Origin of the sequence: Aerococcus sp. 1KP-2016 (genome assembly GCF_002252085.1) — a bacterium.
In the GTDB taxonomy this organism is placed as follows: domain Bacteria; phylum Bacillota; class Bacilli; order Lactobacillales; family Aerococcaceae; genus Aerococcus.
In genome coordinates this window covers 1-21,732 of the sequence record NZ_NEEY01000008.1, presented here as the reverse complement: position 1 = coordinate 21,732, position 21,732 = coordinate 1, and the positions used below count along the sequence as shown (strand labels likewise).

The following is a 21,732-nucleotide window of genomic DNA, read 5'->3' as shown; positions in this document are numbered from 1 at the left end:
ATAAAGCGATTGCAAAACATCAAAATTCGTTTTATTCGTTCATTTATTGATTAAACGTTATCCGTTCTTGCTTGAGGATTTCCACAAAACGTGCAGTTAATTTGGCAGTCATACCCCACAAGTGTTCCCCTCTAATATTATAGAAATGAATCGCTTGACGGGTGGTTTTGCCAAATCCATATTCCCTACCACCAGGAATTCGGTCATATGGGAAGGCGTCATCCACTTCAGCACGTTGCGCTACATAGTGAATGTCCGGCTTCATTTCCTTCAAATAATCCAAAGGCACCGTAAATACATGATCCACTTCATCTGGATTAAAATGACAATCCTCAATTTTGTCGATATGTAATTGCCCCACATAACAACCAATAATCCGTTTACCACTGACTAGATAATCCATCTCGCCGAAAATCTCAATATTCTCGGGAGAAATACCCAGTTCTTCAACGGTTTCACGCACTGCGGTTTCTTGAAAGTTTTCCCCGGCTTCAACGCGACCACCAGGAAAAGCGGCATCCCCTGCTTGAGAGATGCCGCTTGCCCGGTGTTCAAAAAGGATATGTAGTTTCCCATCAATTTTAATGAGGGGAATGAGTACTGCATAGGCCTTTTCTACGTCTAAGGGGCGAGCTTCATAAGTTTGAAATATACGCTTTACCTCATCCATGTCAATTGATCTTCCTTTTAAACACTATTTATCTTGATGAATAGCTTATTTATTTTGACCTTGTTTATATGTCTCCCAGTCAGCCATGAAGCCATCGATACCGTTATCAGTTAAGGCGTGGCTCCATAATTTAGGGAATAAAGTACCTGGAATTGTACCAATATGTGCACCAGCTAATGCTGCGCCTTCAAAGTGACCAATGTGGCGGATTGACGCTGCAATAATTTCAGCATCAAGGTCATAGATGTCCAATACTTCACGTAATTCAGCAATTAATTTCAAACCATCTTGCCTAAATCATCGATACGGCCGATAAATGGTGAAATATAAGTTGCACCAGCTTTAGCAGCAAGTAAACCTTGCGCTACTGAGAAAATCAAGGTTACGTTTGTGTTGATGCCTTCTTTAGAAAGTGTATTTACAGCTTTCAATCCAGCTTCAGTCATAGGAATTTTTACAACGACATTGTCAGCCCATTTTGCAATGACATGTGCTTCTTCAACCATCTCTTCGTAAGTTAAACCAGTAACTTCTGCAGAAACAGGACCATCGATTGTATTCGCGATATCTTTAATCACTTCTTCAAAATCGCGACCTTCTTTAGAAACTAAAGTAGGGTTGGTTGTTACACCATCTACTAGGCCTAAATCATTAATACGTTTGATTTCATCAATATTCGCTGTATCTATGAAAAATTTCATTTGTTAAAAGCCTCCTGTAGCTAAATCCCTGAGTGATGAGTATCGAATGATGTTGTAAAAACCTAAAGCTTATAACGCTTTAAAAGTATTCGCTACATTTTCAGCGGTAAAGCCATATGCTTCTTGGATCAATTCACCTTGACCAGATGCACCGTAACGGTCAATACCTACAACTGCTCCAGCAGTACCAGTATATTTCGCCCAACCAAATGTTGCGCCCATTTCTACTGCTACACGTTTTGTGATGTTTGCTGGTAAAACAGATTCTTTATAAGCAGCATCTTGTGCATCGAACAATTCTTGCGATGGCATAGATACAACGGATACGTTGATGCCTTCTTCAGCAAGTTTTGCTTGTGCTTCAATGGCTAAGCTTACTTCAGAACCAGTTGCAATCAAGATACCATCTTGGTCACCTTTAGCTGGTGAAATAACATATGCACCTTTACGTACACCCTCTTCAGCTAATTCTTTTGAGCCGTCTAAAACTGGTAAGTTTTGACGCGTAAGTACTAACATAGTTGGTGTTTTCGTAGATTCCATTGCAATCTTCCAAGCAACGCCAACTTCATTACCGTCAGCTGGACGAACAACGTTCACATTGTGCATTGCACGGAATGACGCTAATTGTTCAACTGGCTCATGTGTAGGTCCATCTTCACCAACACCAATAGAATCATGTGTAAACACGTAAGTTACAGGTAATTCAGAAATTGCTGCTACACGAACTGCTGGACGTAGGTAGTCAGAGAATACGAAGAATGTACCTGCATATGGTTTAGAACCACCATGTAAGGCGATACCATTCATAGCTGCGGCCATTGCGAATTCACGCACACCATACCAAATGTTACGTCCTTGATATGATTCTGGTTGGAAGGCTTCTTCAGCATCGTTCATTGTATTGTTTGAAGATGATAAATCGGCAGAACCACCCCAGAATTCAGGTAAAGCTTTACCAATTTCTTGGATAGCTGCTTGAGACGTTTTACGACTTGCTGCGGCAGCATCGCCAACTTCATAAACTGGTAAGTTGGCATCCCATCCTTCAGGTAATTCACCTGCATAGGCACGTTCAAATTGCGCTGCTAATTCAGGATAGGCTGCTTTATAGTCTTCAAATACTTTGTTCCAGGCTTCTTCTTCAGCTTGACCACGTTCTACCACAACTTCGTTGAAGCGGTCATAAACTTCTGTAGGAATTTCGAAACGATCGTAGTTCCAACCAATATTTTCTTTGGCAACTGCTGAACCTTCAGTTCCTAATGGCGCACCGTGGACACCTGAAGTACCTTGGTTTTTCGCACCAAAACCGATGATTGTTTTGACTTCGATTAAGGTTGGTTGGTTAATGTTTGCTTTTGCTTTTTCAATCGCAGCATTAATTTCTTCAAGGTCGTTACCATCTTTTACTAAGATATGCTCCCAACCGTAAGCTTTGAAACGGTCACCAACATTTTCTGTAAAGGCATTAGAAGTAGGACCATCTAATGAAATGTCGTTTGAATCGTATAAAGCGATTAGTTTATTTAATTTTAAGTGACCCGCTAATGAAGCTGCTTCTTGAGAAACACCTTCCATTAAGTCACCATCACCAACGATTGTATACGTAAAATGATCTACAACATTTAAGCCATCTTTATTATAAACAGCTGCATCATGTGCTTCAGCCATTGCCATACCTACTGCGTTGGCAAAACCTTGACCTAAAGGACCAGTTGTTGCTTCAACACCGTCAGTATGGTGAACTTCTGGGTGACCAGGTGTTTTTGAATTGAATTTACGGAATTGTTTCACGTCTTCAATACTTAAATCAAAACCTGCTAAATGAAGTAAGCTATATAACATAGCAGAACCATGTCCAGCAGATAGTACAAAACGGTCACGGTTTGTCCATTTACTGTGTTTAGGATTTTGGCGTAGGTGTTTAGACCATAGGGCATATGCCATTGGTGCTGCACCTAAAGGTAAACCTGGATGGCCTGAATTCGCCTCATCCACCATATCTGTACTCAAAGCTCGAATAGCATTTGTCGCTAAAATATCCGTGTTGTCAAACATTCATTTCACTCCTTAAATTCTGTACATACAATCAATCAAAACTAACAGCTGATGATAGGTCCATTATACCAAATATTGCCTTCTTTCTCTATTTATTGGCCTTTCAGCTTGGACATAGCATCGCAAGGGGTTTCCCTATTATTACTATTAAAAATACCTATTCAGCGTTGAAAACAAGCGCCTCTAGGGCTTTGGCAATTCCTTCATCATCATTAGATGCTGTGACATACTGAGCAACGTTTTTCAAATCATCAATGGCATTGCCCATTGCCACGCCGCAACCTGCCCATTCAATCATGGTCAAGTCATTGGCTTGGTCCCCAAATGACATGGTTTCACTTTGTTCAATCCCTAAGCTTTCAGCTAAATGTGCCAAGCTTCACCCTTAGATACGCCTTGAGGCATGATTTCTAAGAAGAAAGGCTCAGATTTCACAATGGAATATTTGTCATATACTGCTGGGTCCAATGTTTCAATAAACGCATCTAATTTCGTTGGTTCTGCAGTAATCATAATTTTTGGTGCAATCAATGCCCCATCAAAGAAATCCGCATATTCAGTAGGCATCTCATTTAAACGCGCTTCTACATCCACATATTGATCGCGTGGCTCATCGTAAATCAATACATGCTCATCGCTATGTGCATGTACGTCTAAATCGTTATCAATCGCTAGTTTCGCCCAGTATTGAATGTCTTCATTCGTTAAAGTATGGCTGTAAATGGTTCGATCAGTCGCCACTTCCTTCACCAAGCCACCATTAAAACATGATACATAGGGTACAATTTCTCGGCCAATTAAGTCAGCATTTAACAAAACGCCTTTGTATGGACGGCCAGATGAAATCACTACATGAATGCCAACATCATGTAATTTATGCAAGGCTTCTCGTGTTGCAGGAGTTACCTCCTTTTTCGAATTTACTAAAGTACCATCAATATCGAACGCTACTAATTTATACATGGATTATTTCCCTTCTTCTTTAAAATATACTGGTAGAATCATATCACCTCGTATGAAATAATGACCGGTTTATCACCTAAAACCATTCGCCCATTATTCACTTGATACACTTCACCGCTAATTTGGTTGGTATATTCACCATTCATAATGGCTAATTCCACTTCATGGGTCAAACCATCATCTTTCAATTTAAAGACACCAAATAGATGTTGGTTGTAGTAGTGGTAGGACAAGACGATCACATTATCACCCGATGGCATGATGGCATAGTAGCCACTCTTACACACTTCACGTTTCTTAATACGCGATAAACGACTAATTAAGGTAGATAAATCTTGTTTCACAGTCCAATCCATTGGTGCTGCACTTCTAAAATCAAAATAGTCGGTGACGCCAAACTCCTGTCCCATAGCTAGACTTGCCATCCCTTTTTGGAAGAATGACATAGCTGTCCAGTTTTCCAACTCATTGCCTTGCTTCACGCAGGTAGCAAATCGAGGTGCCTCTTCATACTCAAGTGAACGCATGGTGACATAGGTCGTTGGCATCATCAATTCACGGTAATTCATACTGGCAACCATATTGTCTAAACTCATATCACCCTTGTAATACCGTGTTGCTGGAAACGGGAGCGGAAATTGGTCTACTACATCAAAGTTTTGGAATAATTCCCCTTCAGACCAGTACGGTATATTTAATTTTTGTAATTTACTTAAGATTGATAAGGGTAGCGTAGATGCTAACCAATAGAAATACGGATGGACATCCTCTACCTCAGCTCGCGCAGAAGACCAAAACTCTGGACGCACGAGTTGAGCATGGTTAGCAGCAAACCCGTCCACAAACTTCGCCCAATATTTCAAATTCTCAATCAAATAATCCCACAATTTTGGGTTGGTATAGTCCAAATCATACGACGTATCGTATATATTAATCCGACTAATCAATTCTCCCTGTGAATTATGCATAAAATATTCTGGATGTTTCGTCACTAATTCCGAATCCTTGGCCAAATGGAAGAGCTGTAAATTAATCATCACTTGCATCCCCATTTTGTGGATTTGATCAACCAATTCCTGAAAATCAGCAATCGTCCCATATTCCGGGTCAATTTCTGAATAATTCTTCACCACCAAGGGATTCCCCTTCAAATTGTCCGCCGTCTTAATATCCGTCGTTGGAAAAATAGACTCTAACAAAATAATGTCCACACCCAACTCCTTCAAGCGAGGTAGTTCCGGCAAAATCGCCTTGAACGTACCCTCCTTCGAGAAATTGCGAACAAATAACTTATACAAGGTTTTGTGACGTAACGTTAAATTCGTTACCTTAGCCATGAGCGCCCTCCTATATAAAATGTAAATCTATCATGTTACATCCATTTTAGCATAAGCATTCCCTATAAAGCGCCAGAATCCTTTGAAAATGATGAGAATTATATTTAAAGTACAAAATGCCCCAAGATATCAGCCATCTGTTTACCCACAAATGCGTGCATAGCTGACGACCAATGTACCCCATCAACCGCTATAGCCCCTTGCCAATCGAAGGCAGATTGCGTCAATACTTCACGTAAGTCTACTATTATATAGTCCGGTTTGAAGTCAGCAATGATTTGCCGGATTCGCGCATTAACCTGATCCAACCTATCCCGTAAAATTTGCCCCTCCTCAGCATCTTTAGTAAAACGCGCAAAGGGCAAAATAATATGCACGGGCACATCAACTTGTAAATGCTTGTCTAGGCTATCAACGAGTAAGGCAAAATGCCCCGTGAAACTATCCAACATGCTAGCCCAATCTGATGGCGAACGATGGTGGCTAGACCACACATCATTTACACCAATGAATAGGACTAAGGCATCTGCCGATTCAATTTCATCAGCCAAATTTTCTACTTCGAATAACAAATCAATTGTACGCGCACCATTGTAACCGCGATTGATGACCTTCATCTGTGGCAGTTGCTCCTGTATGGTACGGACATAACCTTGACCCAAATCTTTCTCATTTTTCTTGTCTCTACCAGCATCGGTCAAGGAATCTCCTAGTATTAGTATGTTTTTCATGGTCATTATCCCTTCTATATTATTATTTTGCGAACGTTAGTATATTTATTTGGACAAATATTCGTGTTTATCTTGCTTTTTTCTTAAATGTGACTATAATAGGAAAAGTACGCAACAATATTTATCAAAATTTTTCAAAAAAAGGAGCAAGAAAAGTGAAAAAAATAGAGGAATTTTTCCGTTTAAAGGAAAATGGCACCAACTTTTCAACTGAGCTTATTGCTGGTTTATCTACCTTCTTTGCAATGAGTTACATCATCTTTGTTAACCCTGGTATCTTGTCACAAACAGGCATGCCTTATCAAGGTGTATTCTTAGCAACTGTTATCTCATCTGGTTTAGCGACATTATTTATTGGATTATTCGCCAACGTACCTTATGCTTTGGCACCAGGGATGGGATTAAATGCTTTCTTCACCTATACAGTAGTCTTCTCATAAGGCTTTACATGGCAAGAAGCATTGGCAATGGTATTTATCTGTGGTTTGTTCAACGTCTTCATCACAGTTACAAAATTCCGTCAATTAATTATCAAAGCAATTCCTGAATCTTTACAACATGCCATTGGTGCAGGTATCGGTTTATTCGTTGCTTACATTGGTGTTAAAAACGCAGGTTTCATCAACTTCACGACTGAAGCTGCAAACATCACAGCCGTAAATAACCAAGCATTTGATGCAACACAAACAACTTTTGAAGGTGGTCTACAAACCATCAACTCAACAGGTGCAACATTACCTTCTATCTCAGCTTTCACTGATCAAACTTCATTATTAGCATTATTCGGTTTACTACTAATCATCATTTTACTATTGAAAAATGTAAAAGGTGCAATTTTAATCGGTATTATCGCAGTAACTGCTGTTCATTTAGTATTAAATCCAGAAGCTTTAGCAGCTGTTAACTTCGACCAATCAGGTTTAGGTGCTTCATTTGCTGAATTAGGTACTACATTCGGTGCAGCATTCGGTCAAGAAGGTATCATTTCTCTATTCTCTGACCCATCTCGCTACCCATTAGTCATCATGACAATCTTTGCTTTCTCATTATCAGATGTATTTGATACTATCGGTACATTTATCGGTACTGGTCGTGCTTCAGGTATCTTCACTAAAGAAGACATCGACAACATGGACAAATCAAGTGGTATGTCTACTAAATTAGATAAAGCATTATTCGGTGATGTAGTTGGTACTTCATTAGGTGCAATCTTCGGTACTTCAAACACAACTGTTTATGCAGAATCTACAGTAGGTATCAGTTTAGGTGGACGTACTGGTTTAACTTCTGTATTCATCGCTATCGCCTTCTTCTTAAGTATCTTCATCGCACCATTTGTTGGTTTAGTACCAAGTGCTGCAACAGCGCCTGCCTTGATCATCGTTGGTATCATGATGATGTCTGCATTGAAAGAAATCGATTGGTCTAGCATAGAAGTTGCTGTTCCAGCATTCTTCGCTTCAGTATTCATGGCTTATGCTTACTCAATCTCTTACGGTATTGCAGCTGGTTTCATCACTTACGTTATCGTGAAAGTTGCTTTAGGAAAAGCTAAAGAAGTTCATCCAATCATCTGGGTATCTTCATTCTTATTCTTATTGAATTTCATCATCTTAGCCGTTTTATAATCGCTATCCAAAAAGACTGGGCCTTAGGGTCCGGTCTTTTTTTGTGCGTAATTGCCCAAATCTACAAGTATATTTTTTCAAATTTCAGCGTAATCTTGAATGCCCATACGTGGTGTGTCTTTTTTTGGCATTTTCCATATATTTTATGAAATGTCAATTTTTTTAATTTTAAGAAAACGATGCCAAAACTACTCATGTTTATGTAATGAAAGCGTTTAACTTTGGTTTTTATTTTTTTGAAAAATAAGCGATTTTTGCATTAAAATCATCATATTTCAGTACAATATTGTACTCTATAAATAATATTTATATGTTCATAAAAATGTCTATTGTGAAAAATAAGGGTTGTTTTAATAGGGATTGTTCATTTTTTTAACAAACAAAAATTTTCGCCACTTTTTTGACGAATATGGTCAAATAACGGAAAGTTAATGTAAACACTTTCCTTTTTTGTGAAAAGATATTAAAATTGCTTTGTTGATAGGCTTGTTAAGCTTTTAAAAAATAAAATCTTTTTGTTCGACAAGGAGGACAAATTTAATGAGTGAAGAAGTAGTATACAACGCCCCTACCGAGGTAAAATACATTGATGTCGTAAATACTTACGACTTAGAAGAAGAAGCAAGCAAAGTTGTACCACATGGTGGATTCAACTATATCGCTGGTGCGTCTGCTGACGAATGGACAAAACGCGCTAACGACCGTGCTTGGAAACATAAATTGTTATACCCACGTGTTGCACAAAACGTTGAACATCCAGACACAGCTACTGAAATTTTAGGTCACAAGATCAAAGCACCTTTCATCATGGCACCAATTGCTGCTCATGGTTTAGCACATGCTACTAAAGAAGCTGGTACTGCTAAAGCTGTTTCAGAATTTGGTACAATCATGTCAATTTCTGCTTACTCTGGTGCAACTTTCGAAGAAATTTCTGAAGGTTTGAACGGCGGTCCACGTTGGTTCCAAATTTACATGGCTAAAGATGACCAACAAAACCGTGACATCTTAGCTGAAGCAAAAGCTGATGGCGCTACTGCAATCATCTTGACTGCTGATTCAACTGTTTCAGGTAACCGTGACCGTGACGTGAAGAACAAATTTGTTTACCCATTCGGTATGCCAATTGTTCAACGTTACTTACGTGGTTCAGCTGAAGGTATGTCATTGAACAACATCTACGGCGCATCTAAACAAAAAATTTCGCCTAAAGATATTGAAGATATCGCAGCTTACTCAGGTCTACCTGTATTCGTTAAAGGTATCCAACATCCAGAAGATGCTGACGTGGCTATCAAAGCCGGTGCTTCAGGTATCTGGGTTTCTAACCACGGTGCGCGTCAATTATACGAAGCGCCAGGTTCATTCGATACATTACCTGCAATTGCGAAACGTGTAAACAAACGTGTACCTATCGTCTTTGACTCAGGTGTACGTCGTGGTGAACACATTGCGAAAGCTTTAGCATCAGGTGCTGACGTTGTTGCGTTAGGTCGTCCAGTATTATTCGGTTTAGCTTTAGGTGGATGGAAAGGTGCTTACTCAGTACTAGACTACATGCAAAAAGACCTTGAACGTGTAATGCAATTAACAGGTGCTAACACTGTTGAAGACCTTAAAGGTTTGGAATTATTCGATAACAAATACGGTTACGAATATTAATCCTACCCTTTCTAACATATTACTGATAGAGAAGTTGGGCTTGCCCAGCTTCTTTTTTATTTACCCTTTACTTAAAGCCAGAATTTTGCATTTTGTACCCGGCATGTTTATAATACAAGCAATAAGAACCGTGTAGAAAGGAGCGATTATCATGGGCATTGAAAATCGTCAATCCACTGAGTTAGAAGATTTATTCGCATCACTCGTTACATTCGATGGTGACCCTGATAAGGACAAGGCCAAAGAAACAGCTAATACTGATGACACAGCCGCTACTGGCACGTACTGTGACTTCACAACTGGTGTCTGCATGCCCGCAGATCAAGCAAACCAAGATACAGCAAGTACAAACAGTCCTTTTCAAACGGTAGATTTAAGCAAACTGAACGACAATACCACCAATCAATAAGAAGATATTTAAGGAGCGATTTATTTAATGGAAATTACAATTTGGTCAGACTTCGTTTGTCCCTTCTGCTACATCGGACAAACACATTTAGAACGTGCTATGGAAAATTTTGCGCACGCGGATGAAATCACCATTTCACACAAATCATTTGAATTAATGCCTGGTGCAAAGCATGACCCAAGTAAAGATTTCTACCAATCATTTGCCGATTTAAAAGGGACCACTTATGAACAAGCAAAACAAATGAATGACCAAGTTGCAGAAATGGCTGAACGCACTGGTTTACATTTCAAAGTGGACAAAATGAAAATGGCTGATACTATGCCTGCCCACCGCGTCTTCCAATATGCAAAATCTGAAAATAAAGATGATGCATACTTCAAAGCTTTCTATCATGCATACTTTGAAAACGGTGCTTTAATCTCTGATGAAGATACTATCGTTAGCCTAGCTGAATCTGTTGGCTTAGATGGTCAAACTGTTCGTGAAATCTTAGCTGACGAGGACAAATTCAAAGCTGAAACCAACCTTGATATTTTCCAAGCTGGTCAAGTTGGTGTTCAAGGAGTACCTTTCTTCGTATTTGATAATAAATACGCAGTTTCAGGTGCGCAACCAGTTGAAGTCTTCCAACAAGTGTTAGACCAAGTTTACGCAAACGAACAAGCTGAAGCTTAATTGTTTCTGTCTGCTAAAGCGGCAGCCCTCTTATTGATGGCTGCCGTTTTTTTGTTGGTATGACCTCTGTTGGTGCTAGTTGATGCTGTACGCTGCGAGTAATTGGCTAGATTTTTATGACGCATGACCTTAACTGAAGCCGCCCTTTTCCAAAAAAAGAACCGATGACAAGCATCGATTCTCGAATGTATTATATTTGTGAATTGGTGTCTAGTGGGTAGACGGGGGTGCGTTCATTGATTTGCCAGTGGAGAACGATGAACGTCGCAAGCCAAACGGCCAGAATGTCCATACCCATGCGCGCGATGAAGTCGACAATGCCGATATCATAACGCAGATAGAGCATGGCGTAATTGGCAAGAGCGATCCAAGCGAAGAACTGGAAGGTAAATTGATTGGTCTTCCCCATTTGATTCTGACGGACGATATAGCGTTGTAAGGCGGAAAAAGCAAGGCCAATCGCTAATCCCATGATCCCTGCCCAAAGGATAGCCGGCGGTAATTGCTCGGCTTCAGGGCCGTAAACGCCGAAAGCCGTGTAAGCAATCAGACGGAATATGGCAAAAACTAAGGCGTAAACATACAAACCACGCGTATAAAAGAATGGCTTGGGTTTGAACATGAGTCGTTGCCGCGATAGTAGTCGATAAATCAAAGGCCCTTGTACCATAAAGATCAGTAGCGTCTTGATTGGATTGATGACCCAATCCGTTTGAATGAGGTGGGGCATGGGTTCCGCCCGGTACACTAGGATGATGATCAACTCAGAAATGACAAACAAGAGTGCTTTGACCTTTCTCGGTCCCGGCAAACGGAAATCAATTAGATAATATGAGAAAGTTAACATGGTATAGACTAAGAAATATATGATAAATAGGACTGGGTAATAAAAGCCTTGTTGTACTGCCAGACCATTTTGAAGAATGGCTTGGAAGCTAGGGTTTGGAAACCACATTTCTAACATGACGTGCAATAGGCTCATAACACTGCCGATAAACGCACTGTATATCAATCTTTTGTTTCGCATTTTGTCCTCACTTCTAAAACGTGCATATTTTGATACCTTATTATAACAAAAATATGCAAAAATTCAGAACCTTGTGATTAATCCCAGTCGTCCTTTGGAAAATGCTATAATAAAAGCGCACAGAGCGATCTAATGCGTATACCCTATTTTTGCCAAAAGACCGTCTCATTCAAGAAAATTTTATATAGTGAAGGTGACCTATGGAATCAAAACGCACACGCGCCATTCAGAAATTTCAAACATGGGCAGCAGATATGACCTGCCCCATTTGCCACAACCCGCTCGCATGGTCGGACAACCAGGTCCGTTGCAGCAACAATCATAGCTTCGACTTAGCCAAACAGGGTTACGTCAACCTAGCGCCTAACCATCAAGAAACCCACTACAACAAGGATCTATTCGAATCCCGTTACCGTATTATGGCGGAAGCCTTGCTGTATGACGGTATTTACGATGACATGTTAGCTTTATTAACCGCCCAAGGCATCCAGTTATCGAATGGGCATCCAGCGAATATCATTGACCTCGGCACTGGTGAAGGTACCCATCTACACCATTTCGTTGACGCTTGGGGCAAAAGAACGGGCACTGCTGAAGAAGAACTAGCCGTCAATGCTCTTGGTTTAGACTTGGCTAAGGACGGCATCCTTGTCGCTGCCAAGCACTACACGAACACCCTATGGATGGTGGCAGATTTGAGTCAAATTCCACTCAAGGACGCTAGTATTGATGGTGCCTTAACAATTCTATCACCGTCGAATTATCCAGAATTACAACGCGTCATGAAAGAAAACGCTTGGTTTATCAAAGTGATTCCTGGCCCCCATTATTTACGGGAATTGCGCGAAATAGTCATTGCGGATGAGGCGGACCGTTTACAAGACCCCGCACCGTCAACCGAAAAATTCCGCGCTGCTTTCCGTAATGTGACTTCAGCCCATTATGAGCGAGTGGTCCCATTAAATCCGGAACAGATGGCGGACTTAATCAAAATGACCCCCTTGATGTGGCATGCAGATGCAGACCAAATCGCTAATGCTACCGCCCTGGATCATATCACCATCGATTTAATGCTTTTATTTGGCCAAAAATAAAGAAAATCCCACGAAGCGCATTGGCGTTCGTGGGATTTTCTTTATGCATTGAAATTGGCGGTTCTATTTATCAAAAACCGCCCGCTTTACGACCTTCAATCGTTTGATGCTTGTATCAAAACCAGCCTATTCTGCGGCATCTTCGAAGACAAAGTCTGGGAAGTATTTGCCGAGAATGAAGTCCAAGTCTTCGTCATCTGTGAGGAAGCGGCTATAGACTTCTTGGCCATCTTCAAAGTGACCTTCAAAACCAAGTACTTCAAATATGTCGATTACTTTGGCTACTTTCCATTGAATGGAACGGCCTTCGACGACTTCATAAGGTTCTTCAAGGTTATCTTCTTTGATAAATTTGATAAGGTCTTCTTTCGACATTTGTTCATCTAAATGATACAGTAAAATCTGATTTTCATAGGAATGGCGTTGTGAGCCATCTGTCATGTTACATGCTTGTTTTAGAATATTCACACTATAATCGTTTGTCATATGTATCAATCTCCTATCTGAAATATCTCAATTACAAATACTTAGAAATTACATGACTGCAGAAGCGCCACCATCGATGTTTAATGCAACACCTGAAATATAGGATGCGGCATCAGAAACCAAGAAGGTAATAGCTTTTGCAGCCTCTTCCGTGTTACCGATACGGCCTAGTGGTGTATTACTTGATGCTGCGCGTGAGAAGTCTTCCCACGGTGCATTCGGCATATTATTTTGCCACATTCTCTCGATTTGTTCTGAACGAATCAAGCCGATACTTACCGCGTTTACGCGAATGTTGTAGGGACCAAATTCTTTAGATAATGATTTCGTTAAAGCCAAACCTGCCGCCCGACTTGTTGATGTTGGTAATGAATTTGCGGGTGGGGTTTTCCCTGCAATCGCGGTTAGATTCAAGATTGCACCTGATTTTTGGGCTTTGAGGTAAGGTAATACTTCACGAATAAAATGTACGGCACCAAAAATCTTCAAGTCTAAATCACGTTGCCAGTCTTCATCAGTTACTGCTTCAAAGCTAGATGCTGCACTCGATCCCGCATTATTCACTAAAATATCCACGTGACCAAATTTTTCTACAGTCTCAGCAACCGCACGTTTTGCGTCGGTTTCACTGCTGACATCCGCTACCACATAGTGAACCTCTTTACCGGTAGCTTCCTTAATTTTTGCTTGCGCTTCAAGCAAACGTTCTTCGCGGCGGGCGATAATGGACACATCCGCTCCTCACGCACTAATTCTAAGGCCGTTTGGAAACCAATTCCTCTACTCGCCCCTGTGATAATCGCTACTTTTCCAGCTAATCCTAAATCCATATAATAGCCACCTTTCAAAATGAAAACACTTACGTCTTCATTATAACATTTTGCCCCCAATTCAGTGACTGATTGGTTTGCAAAAGCCAGGCTAGACCATCTAACTACTAGCCAATATCAAATTTTGCGTTTTCTAATTTAGCAATATCCAATTTCTTCATCTTAAACATAGCATCTAACACACGTTTCTTCTGATCTTCTTTGGCTGTTTCCATGATTTGGTAATACCCTTGAGGCACGATTTGCCAGGCAATTCCGTGAGCATCTTGTAACCAACCCCAAGCCTCCGCATCCGGATTAGCAGACAATTTCTCCCAATAATAGTCGACTTCTGACTGAGTGCCTGCAACGATCAAGAAGGACGTTGCGTCGCTAAATTCTTCCGTACCACCATAACCATGGTCCATTAATACCAGTTGTTGGTCGTCAATCGTTAGCTCAGCATAATTGATTTTAGCACGGTCATCCGATGCTTCACCCTCCTGGTAATCATTCACATGCCCTATGCTAGCAGTTGGAAAAATAGCTGCGTAATGGTCGAGTGCAGCTTGCGTTTGACCACAGTATTGACCGGCAAAGAGTAGACTTACTCGGATCTTGTGATTAGCAGGTATATTGTTTGCCAACATCAACTGCCAAGACACACCAAATCTATCCGTCACCCAAGCATAACGCGGTGAAAATGGGTACTCGCCTAAAGGCATCATGTCTGTACCGCCTTCAGCAAGCTTAGCATAGAGTGCGTCCACCTCATCAGCTGTATCTAAAGCAACCATCAAAGAAAATGACGCATTCATCTTCATATATGGGCCTCCATTAATTGCAGAAAAAGCCTGGTTTTCCAAAGTAAAGTCGATAGCAATCGCATCACCTTGGGGCATTGGGTAATGCATGGTACGCGTTACTTCACTATTATCGAACAAACTCGTGTAGAAGGTAACGGCTTCTTCAGCTTGGTCATTAAAGCATAATTGTGTGACAATCTGTCTCATATAAATGGCTCCTTTGTTGTTTGAACTTGTAATATCTATAAGTTAAGATTAACGCATTCTACTCGGCTTGTCTAATGAGACCCGTCGTTAATGAGGAAGGAAATCCGCTTATTTCATAAAAAAACGACCAGTTTCCTGGCCGTTTGTCTTATATGTTAGGCATATTTTTACCAAGAGGCTACAACAGCTCCTTGGAAAGTTTTGTCGATAAAGGCTTTGACTTCATCGGTTTTGTAGTAGCTTTCTAATTGGGCTAAGGCTGGATCTTCAGCGTTTTCAGTGCGTGATACGACTAGGTTTACCCATGTCGTGTCTTCGCTGTCTTCCATGGCGATGGCTAGGTCTTTGGCGCTCAATCCGGCATCAAGGATGTAGTTTGAGTTGATACCCGCTGCAGCTACGTCTGGTAATTGGGCGATAAATTGCGCTGGATCACCAGTGATGAATTCAAGGTTTAATGGGTTTTCTTCGATGTCTTCGACGGTAGCATCGATGCCCAAGCCTTCAGGCAGTGTAATGACCCCGGCTTTTTCCAATACTAATAAGGCGCGTCCTTCTTGAGAAGGTGTATTTGGAACGGCGATGGTGTCACCTTCTTGTAATTCATCCACCGTATCGTATTGCTCAGAGTAAATCCCCATTGGAATGGTGATGTTTTCAAAGGCTGGGGCTAATTCATAGCCTGTATCTGCGATAACTGTTTCTAAATATGGTCCCGTTTGAATGGAGTTAATGTCTAATTCACCCTCTGCTAAGGCTGTATTCGGCTTAACGTAGTCGTTGAAGACGACTAATTCAATGTCAAAACCATCTTCTGCGGCCTTTTCTTGGATAAACTTGAAGATTTGTTCGTGCGGACCAGCTGTTACTCCGACTGTTAACACACCATCATCCATCAAGCCTTCCGCTGCTGCTTCGCTAGATGCTGTCTCACTCGTACTTTCACTACTTGCTGCTTGATTGCCGCATGCTGCTAATAATAATCCTGATGCACCCAAAATTGTTACTAAACCTTTTTGCCATTTCTTCATAAATGTTTCCCCTTTTTATTTGCCTTATTTTTGTATATCTAGATATACGCTTGCAATTCGACGTGCTGCCTCACGCAAAATCGTTTCATCAGCAATGAGTCCAATTCGGATAAAGCCTTCACCGGCACTGCCAAAACCATGGCCTGGTGCCACACCTACATGCGCCTCATTCGCAATTGCCTCGAAAAATGTCTGTGCACTCACCCCATCCGGCGTCTGCAACCATTGATAGATGGTGCCTTTGGATGGTTTCACCTCGATACCCGCCTTGGTAAATTCCTCAATCACTGCGTCACGTCGACTTTGATAGACGGCTTTCATTTCAGCAATAAATGTTTGGTCGTCAGCATTTAGTAGCACAGCTATCGCCTCTTGAATCGCCCCGTACATGCCAACGGTTGTATGGTCTTGCAAAGTGTTTAGGTATTCAATAACTTGTGGATTACCTACCGCAAAGCCAACACGCCAACCAGGGATATTATAAAGTTTGGACAAGGAGAATAGCTCTAATCCTACTTCTTTGGCACCCGGCGTTTGCAAGAATGATAATGGTTTTTCATCATCAAATACAAAAGGTGCGTAGGCATTGTCATGCACCACAAAAATGTTATTCTCAGCTGCAAATGCCACTGTATCAGCGAAAAATGCCGGTGTCGCTAAGGCACTTGTCGGGTTGTTTGGGTAGTTGAGAAACATGATTTTGGCATCGGCAGCTGTTTGCACATCAATTTGACTGTAATCGACCAAGAAATCATTTTTGGCTAAGAGATCCATAAACACAGCTCTCGATTGAGTTAACCCAACGGCAGATAAGTAGTCCGGATAAGTTGGGTTGGGCAATAACATGGTGTCATCCTTGTTGACCAAGACCTGACTCACTTTCATAATGGCCTCTTTCGAGCCGTGGAACAAGGCCACCTCTGTCTTGGGGTCAATTGTTACACCAAACTGTGCTTGGTAAAAATGTGCTACTGCCTCTTTATGGAAGCCTTCCCCACGATAGGGACCATAGCGATCGTATTGAGGGTTGTCGATGGCCGTTTTCAAGGCATCTTTTAATGACTGTGGTGGTTGTAAATCAGGCGTACCTACAGCCAAATCAATCACATCGTCATATGTCGTTTTTAAATTCGCAATGATTGCGGATAGGCTAGAAAAATATTGTTTCGGCAAAGATTGGTAACTTTGCGCTGGTTGGAAATCTCCCATGTTCGCCAGACCTTTCTGATAGCTTTTATTGAATTAAATATTGTATATTTTACTTTAACCTTATTCAATTGCAAATTCAATGCTAGGTCCATACGCATTTTTGGGGACTTTTGATAGTTTCAAACTATCACTTCTGATAAGTGGTCTTATTTCCTTTTTGAGGTCGTTATGCTAAACTTGGGTCACTTAAGAAATATCACATTGGAGGTTTATGGATATATGGACATTCAAATTTTTGATACCCCAACACAAGCATCCAAGCAGGCGTTCACTTTATTCGAACAAGCCCTGGGCGAGGGTGCCAATGTTTTTGGTCTAGCAACAGGTTCTACGCCTGTTACCCTATACGATTTGTTAGTGAAATCTAACTTGGATTTCTCACAGGCAACAGCGATCAACTTAGACGAATATTGTGGTTTGCCAGCAGATCATCCCCAATCTTATGCAACGTTTATGAAGGAACACTTATTCAATGCAAAACCCTTTAAAGCAAGCTATATACCCAATGGTTTAGCAGAGGATCCTGACGCAGAAGCGGCTCGTTACGAAGGTCTGATTGATGAAAATCCAGTAGACCTACAAATTTTAGGCTTAGGCAAAAATGGCCATATCGGCTTTAATGAACCTGGTGCGAAGCGTGATTCCGTTACCCATTTAACCAAGCTAACCGATTCGACCATCCAGGCGAATGCACGTTTTTTCGACACCATCGACCAAGTACCCACCCATGCAATTTCAATGGGGATTGCTTCGATATTAAAAGCCAAACATATTGTCTTGTTAGCATTCGGCGCAAATAAAGCCCAAGCTGTGAAGGCAATGATTGAAGGCCCTATAACCAGTGATGTACCCGCTAGTTTCCTACAAGAACATCCACATGTGACTGTCTTATTGGATACCGAAGCGGCAAGCTTATTAAGTGAATAGATACATAAGAAAGTGGCTGAGGGTGAATCCTAGCCACTTTTGCATATCATGAAAATTCATCTTTATGCTGAAATAGATGAATCTTTCATGATTTCATTCATCTATTGCCCTATATAAATGAATGATTTTATAGGTTTTCATTTATTGCCTGCTATAAATGAAAAATAACCGCCCTTTTTCACTTATTAAGCTAGATAAATGAATCAATTTGATTTTCTTCACTTACTTGGCGCTATAAGTTAATAAATTAGCGATTCTTTCATCTATTGACGTCAATATATTTCACCCTCAATATCCTACTAAGGTGACCAAGGCTATTTTTACCAAAAACAGCTTCACCACGGCAGTAAAATATAATCAGAACAAAGAAAAACCCTATAGAAAGGCACTTTTTTTAGTGTCCATTCTATAGGGTCCATTTTGCATCCGACTAGGGTTTTTCTGTTTATTTCAATTTTAGGCGATGGATAATGATAGATCTCTCAAAATCGGATGACCTACGCTATTATGCATTCCCATCTTTCACTTCAGCGTCACTGATTTTCTTCATTTCATCCGCAACGAACTGAACTTCTGTACCCACGATAACATGTAGGTGATTTTTGTCTAATTGATTCACACCTGGCACACCAAGATTTTTGATTGCTTGTTGATCAACTTTGTCTGCATCTTTTAATTCAAAACGTAGACGGGTTGCACAGTTATAGTAAGAAACGATGTTATCGTCACCACAAACTGCTGAATAGATACCAGTTGCCATACGACCATATTTATCGTCGCTTGCGATACCTGCTGTCACTGCATTAGCGGCACTAGTTTCTGCGCCAGCTTCAACTTCGCGCGTCACATTTGTGCCACGACCTGGTGTAGAGATATCAAATTTACGAATAACAAAATCAAAGACAAAGTAGTACACAACAAACATAACTGCACCTAACACTAGTAACATCAATGGTTGGTTAGCGATTGGAATACGTAAGCTTAGTACGTAGTCAACTAAACCGGCAGAGAAACCAAAACCAGCTGTCCAGTGGAAGGTTGCTGCGATGAACATTGATACACCTGTTAAGAAGGCATGTAATAAGTAAAGTCCTGGTGCAGCAAACATGAATGAGAATTCGATTGGTTCAGTGATACCTGTAAAGAATGAAGCGAAAGCACCTGCAATCATAATACCAGCAGTAATTTTCTTCGCTTGCGGTTCAGCATTTTTGTACATTGCTAAAGCCGCACCTGGTAGACCAAACATCATAATTGGGAAGAAACCAGCTTGGTACATACCAGTAACACCTTTCGTACCTGTACTTGCCCAGAAGTTTCCGATGTCATTAATACCGATTAAGTCAAACCAGAATACTGAGTTCAAGGCATGGTGTAAACCAGTTGGAATCAACAATTTATTGAAGAATCCATATAGACCAGCACCGAATGCACCTAAACCGGAGATGAACGTACCAAATGATACTAATGCGTTATACGCTACCGGCCATACGAAGAATAGGATAGCGGAAATAATAATCATTGCACCGGCAGTTAGGATTGGAATTAAACGACGACCACTAAAGAAAGCAAGGGCTGTCGGTAATTTCGTTGAACTGTAACGGTTATATAAGTAAGCCGCTACGGTACCAGCGATAATAGCAATAAAGACGTTTTTTGTCGCACCAAAAGCCATTGGCACTTGTTCAGCTGGAATACCTAATAAAATCGCTAAGCCATCAACACTTAATAATGACGTAACAATCAGGAAGCCCACTAGACCAGAAAGACCTGCAGCCCCATTACCATCTTTACTCAAACCTGTCGCAATACCTACAGAGAATAAAATTGGCAAGTTATTGATAACCGCTGAACCCGCTTGAATTAAGAAGGCTGCGATGGTATTCGTACCCGCACCACTTAAACCTGCTGGGTCAATCCAGTACCCAATACCCATTAATAACGATGCTACCGGTAAGATAGAAACTGGTAGCATAATCGATTTACCTAAATTTTGTAAATAATTTTTCATCTTCTTCACTCCCATTTATATCGAATTTATCGACGAATTGACTGTGCCATACGGAAATACGTATGTCGTTTTCCGCGGACAGCTAAACTAAGCGCCACAATATTTTCTGGATCCGGCATCCGGCCATACGACCCATCACCAATATGATGACAATCAACACCTACACGCTTGTTCGAAAGGCCAATTGCTTCAATTACTGAAGTCGTCGCACTCTCTTGACTCGTACCAATTGTCGCAACAACTACACCACCTAAAGCATGAATTGCCTTAGTCACTTGGCGATTCTCTTCTTCATAGACCCCTGGGACAGTATTTACCGCTGGGATTAAGACCCCATCAGCCCCATCCTTTACGAATTGGGTCAATTGCGCTTCATCCACAATGGACTCTTGCATACCAGCCCCGTGCATTTTACCTGCAAATACCAAACCATTAAAGTATTGCTTAGCTAACACAACGGCTGCCCCTATAGCGGACATAGAAACCCCAGTTGCAGGGTTACCCGTTAGGAAAAGTATATCGATACCCAAATCATTAGCTGCCGCTAAACTTTCAGGACTCACTTGGCGTCCTTTTGGCAATTGGACAGCATGTTCTAACAAACCAACATCCGGATCAACCGGTTCCAAATTGACGCCAATTGGTCGCCCCGTCAAATGTTTGATGGTTTGGATAATTTCACTAGCCTCAATCCCATCAACTCCTGGTACGACTGGATGAAATACATCCAACTCGTTCAAAATGATGATATCCGCACCGAATGCAGCCATTACCTCAGCGTTGGACAAACCCTCTATCAAGGGACTTGTAGTTACGACAGTTTCACCAACAATAGTTCTACCTTCACTCGCTAAAATTGCTTGCTTCAACTCCGGTGCAGACATCTTAATGATGTCACTCGCTGCACTTGAAATGAGTCGTTTCAAATGATCATCTCCTCCCTTTATTGTTTTATAGACTGTGGTATTAAAATTATTATAACCAAAAGAAATAAACAATTCTACTTTTTGTTATAAAATATCACACATATTTTTTATAAAATGGTTAGGAAAATGTATGATTTTCAATTTATGCAATCTTGCGTAAAATGTAAACGCTTAATATTATATTTTTACAAAAGGACAAAAATACAACGTTATATTATATAACACAAAAAGAGGCTGGGACAAAAGGCCTCTAAAAAAGGCGTACACAATTCTTAAAAAGAGTTGTGTACGCCTTTTACTTTGAAAAAATTTTTATAAATTTTGATTGAAATATATCACGGAAACAGGTTAAAGGACTG

Annotated in this window: 17 protein-coding genes and 3 pseudogenes; 6 read left to right on the top strand and 14 right to left on the bottom strand. The window is 40.8% G+C overall.

What is annotated here, in order from left to right; all coding sequences use genetic code 11:
- Positions 1-43: 43 nt before the first annotated feature.
- The 6 genes and pseudogenes from B9P78_RS02910 to B9P78_RS02885 all read right to left on the bottom strand — a co-directional run bounded on the left by B9P78_RS02910 (position 44) and on the right by B9P78_RS02885 (position 6,463).
- On the bottom strand, positions 44-670 hold the full coding sequence (locus B9P78_RS02910; protein ID WP_094518058.1) for a CoA pyrophosphatase: 627 nt from the start codon (positions 668-670) through the stop codon (positions 44-46).
- A 45-nt stretch (positions 671-715) separates the two neighbouring features.
- Positions 716-1,371: pseudogene (gene fsa / locus B9P78_RS02905) on the bottom strand (fructose-6-phosphate aldolase).
- A 69-nt stretch (positions 1,372-1,440) separates the two neighbouring features.
- Positions 1,441-3,432: a transketolase gene (gene tkt, locus B9P78_RS02900; protein ID WP_094518057.1), complete on the bottom strand. Its 1,992-nt coding sequence runs from the start codon at positions 3,430-3,432 to the stop codon at positions 1,441-1,443.
- Positions 3,433-3,589: 157 nt separating this feature from the next.
- Positions 3,590-4,395 (bottom strand): annotated as a pseudogene (locus B9P78_RS02895) (Cof-type HAD-IIB family hydrolase).
- 38 nt (positions 4,396-4,433) lie between these two features.
- On the bottom strand, positions 4,434-5,732 hold the full coding sequence (locus B9P78_RS02890; protein ID WP_148138569.1) for an alpha-amylase family glycosyl hydrolase: 1,299 nt from the start codon (positions 5,730-5,732) through the stop codon (positions 4,434-4,436).
- Between the two features lie 104 nt (positions 5,733-5,836).
- Complete coding sequence (locus B9P78_RS02885) at positions 5,837-6,463, bottom strand: SGNH/GDSL hydrolase family protein (protein WP_158520569.1); 627 nt, start codon at positions 6,461-6,463, stop codon at positions 5,837-5,839.
- Positions 6,464-6,627: 164 nt separating this feature from the next.
- On the opposite strand from B9P78_RS02885, the pseudogene B9P78_RS02880 reads away from it, so the two are divergent.
- The 4 genes and pseudogenes from B9P78_RS02880 (at position 6,628) to B9P78_RS02865 (ending at position 10,840) form a co-directional block, all read left to right on the top strand.
- Positions 6,628-8,091: pseudogene (locus tag B9P78_RS02880) on the top strand (NCS2 family permease).
- Between the two features lie 540 nt (positions 8,092-8,631).
- The gene (gene lctO, locus B9P78_RS02875) at positions 8,632-9,753 is read left to right on the top strand and encodes an L-lactate oxidase (RefSeq protein ID WP_094518055.1); all 1,122 of its coding nucleotides are present in this window, start codon (positions 8,632-8,634) and stop codon (positions 9,751-9,753) included.
- A gap of 151 nt (positions 9,754-9,904) precedes the next feature.
- Positions 9,905-10,162 carry a hypothetical protein gene (locus B9P78_RS02870; RefSeq protein ID WP_094518054.1) on the top strand — a complete coding sequence of 86 codons (258 nt, stop codon included), beginning with the start codon at positions 9,905-9,907 and terminating at the stop codon, positions 10,160-10,162.
- A gap of 27 nt (positions 10,163-10,189) precedes the next feature.
- Positions 10,190-10,840, top strand: a complete 651-nt coding sequence (locus B9P78_RS02865; protein ID WP_094518053.1) for a DsbA family protein — start codon at positions 10,190-10,192, stop codon at positions 10,838-10,840.
- A 190-nt stretch (positions 10,841-11,030) separates the two neighbouring features.
- Here B9P78_RS02865 and B9P78_RS02860 read toward each other — a convergent pair whose 3' ends face one another.
- Entirely contained in the window at positions 11,031-11,822 is a 792-nt protein-coding gene (locus B9P78_RS02860) for a hypothetical protein (RefSeq protein WP_233487673.1), read from the bottom strand.
- 245 nt (positions 11,823-12,067) lie between these two features.
- Between B9P78_RS02860 and B9P78_RS02855 the strand changes: the two genes are divergently transcribed.
- Positions 12,068-12,961, top strand: a complete 894-nt coding sequence (locus B9P78_RS02855; RefSeq protein WP_094518052.1) for a putative RNA methyltransferase — start codon at positions 12,068-12,070, stop codon at positions 12,959-12,961.
- Positions 12,962-13,087: 126 nt separating this feature from the next.
- On the opposite strand, the gene B9P78_RS02850 is transcribed toward B9P78_RS02855, so the two are convergent.
- From B9P78_RS02850 to B9P78_RS02830, 5 genes are all read right to left on the bottom strand, one after another.
- Positions 13,088-13,447, bottom strand: coding sequence for a DUF4288 domain-containing protein (locus tag B9P78_RS02850; protein ID WP_094518051.1), 360 nt, complete (start codon positions 13,445-13,447; stop codon positions 13,088-13,090).
- Between the two features lie 48 nt (positions 13,448-13,495).
- A complete protein-coding gene (locus B9P78_RS02845) occupies positions 13,496-14,179 on the bottom strand; it encodes an SDR family NAD(P)-dependent oxidoreductase (protein WP_233487672.1) in 684 nt (227 codons plus the stop codon).
- 205 nt (positions 14,180-14,384) lie between these two features.
- Positions 14,385-15,269, bottom strand: a complete 885-nt coding sequence (locus B9P78_RS02840; RefSeq protein ID WP_094518050.1) for a VOC family protein — start codon at positions 15,267-15,269, stop codon at positions 14,385-14,387.
- Between the two features lie 167 nt (positions 15,270-15,436).
- Complete coding sequence (locus B9P78_RS02835; RefSeq protein ID WP_094518049.1) at positions 15,437-16,300, bottom strand: MetQ/NlpA family ABC transporter substrate-binding protein; 864 nt, start codon at positions 16,298-16,300, stop codon at positions 15,437-15,439.
- 24 nt (positions 16,301-16,324) lie between these two features.
- Positions 16,325-17,509: an aminotransferase class I/II-fold pyridoxal phosphate-dependent enzyme gene (locus B9P78_RS02830; RefSeq protein ID WP_094518048.1), complete on the bottom strand. Its 1,185-nt coding sequence runs from the start codon at positions 17,507-17,509 to the stop codon at positions 16,325-16,327.
- Between the two features lie 219 nt (positions 17,510-17,728).
- Between B9P78_RS02830 and B9P78_RS02825 the strand changes: the two genes are divergently transcribed.
- Positions 17,729-18,436, top strand: a complete 708-nt coding sequence (locus B9P78_RS02825; protein ID WP_094518047.1) for a glucosamine-6-phosphate deaminase — start codon at positions 17,729-17,731, stop codon at positions 18,434-18,436.
- Positions 18,437-18,941: 505 nt separating this feature from the next.
- On the opposite strand, the gene nagE is transcribed toward B9P78_RS02825, so the two are convergent.
- Complete coding sequence (gene nagE, locus B9P78_RS02820; RefSeq protein WP_094518046.1) at positions 18,942-20,447, bottom strand: N-acetylglucosamine-specific PTS transporter subunit IIBC; 1,506 nt, start codon at positions 20,445-20,447, stop codon at positions 18,942-18,944.
- A 26-nt stretch (positions 20,448-20,473) separates the two neighbouring features.
- Positions 20,474-21,373, bottom strand: a complete 900-nt coding sequence (locus tag B9P78_RS02815; protein WP_094518045.1) for a PEP phosphonomutase — start codon at positions 21,371-21,373, stop codon at positions 20,474-20,476.
- Positions 21,374-21,732 lie beyond the last annotated feature (359 nt).

Coding starts and splice junctions, on each gene's coding strand:
- B9P78_RS02865 (WP_094518053.1), top strand. CDS start 10,190: ATGGAAATTACAATTTGGTCAGACTTCGTTTGTCCCTTCTGCTACATC.
- B9P78_RS02860 (WP_233487673.1), bottom strand. CDS start 11,822: ATGAGCCTATTGCACGTCATGTTAGAAATGTGGTTTCCAAACCCTAGC.
- B9P78_RS02850 (WP_094518051.1), bottom strand. CDS start 13,447: ATGACAAACGATTATAGTGTGAATATTCTAAAACAAGCATGTAACATG.
- B9P78_RS02830 (WP_094518048.1), bottom strand. CDS start 17,509: ATGGGAGATTTCCAACCAGCGCAAAGTTACCAATCTTTGCCGAAACAA.
- B9P78_RS02825 (WP_094518047.1), top strand. CDS start 17,729: ATGGACATTCAAATTTTTGATACCCCAACACAAGCATCCAAGCAGGCG.
- tkt (WP_094518057.1), bottom strand. CDS start 3,432: ATGTTTGACAACACGGATATTTTAGCGACAAATGCTATTCGAGCTTTG.
- lctO (WP_094518055.1), top strand. CDS start 8,632: ATGAGTGAAGAAGTAGTATACAACGCCCCTACCGAGGTAAAATACATT.
- B9P78_RS02890 (WP_148138569.1), bottom strand. CDS start 5,732: ATGGCTAAGGTAACGAATTTAACGTTACGTCACAAAACCTTGTATAAG.
- B9P78_RS02855 (WP_094518052.1), top strand. CDS start 12,068: ATGGAATCAAAACGCACACGCGCCATTCAGAAATTTCAAACATGGGCA.
- B9P78_RS02870 (WP_094518054.1), top strand. CDS start 9,905: ATGGGCATTGAAAATCGTCAATCCACTGAGTTAGAAGATTTATTCGCA.
- B9P78_RS02840 (WP_094518050.1), bottom strand. CDS start 15,269: ATGAGACAGATTGTCACACAATTATGCTTTAATGACCAAGCTGAAGAA.
- B9P78_RS02835 (WP_094518049.1), bottom strand. CDS start 16,300: ATGAAGAAATGGCAAAAAGGTTTAGTAACAATTTTGGGTGCATCAGGA.
- nagE (WP_094518046.1), bottom strand. CDS start 20,447: ATGAAAAATTATTTACAAAATTTAGGTAAATCGATTATGCTACCAGTT.
- B9P78_RS02885 (WP_158520569.1), bottom strand. CDS start 6,463: ATGAAAAACATACTAATACTAGGAGATTCCTTGACCGATGCTGGTAGA.
- B9P78_RS02910 (WP_094518058.1), bottom strand. CDS start 670: ATGGATGAGGTAAAGCGTATATTTCAAACTTATGAAGCTCGCCCCTTA.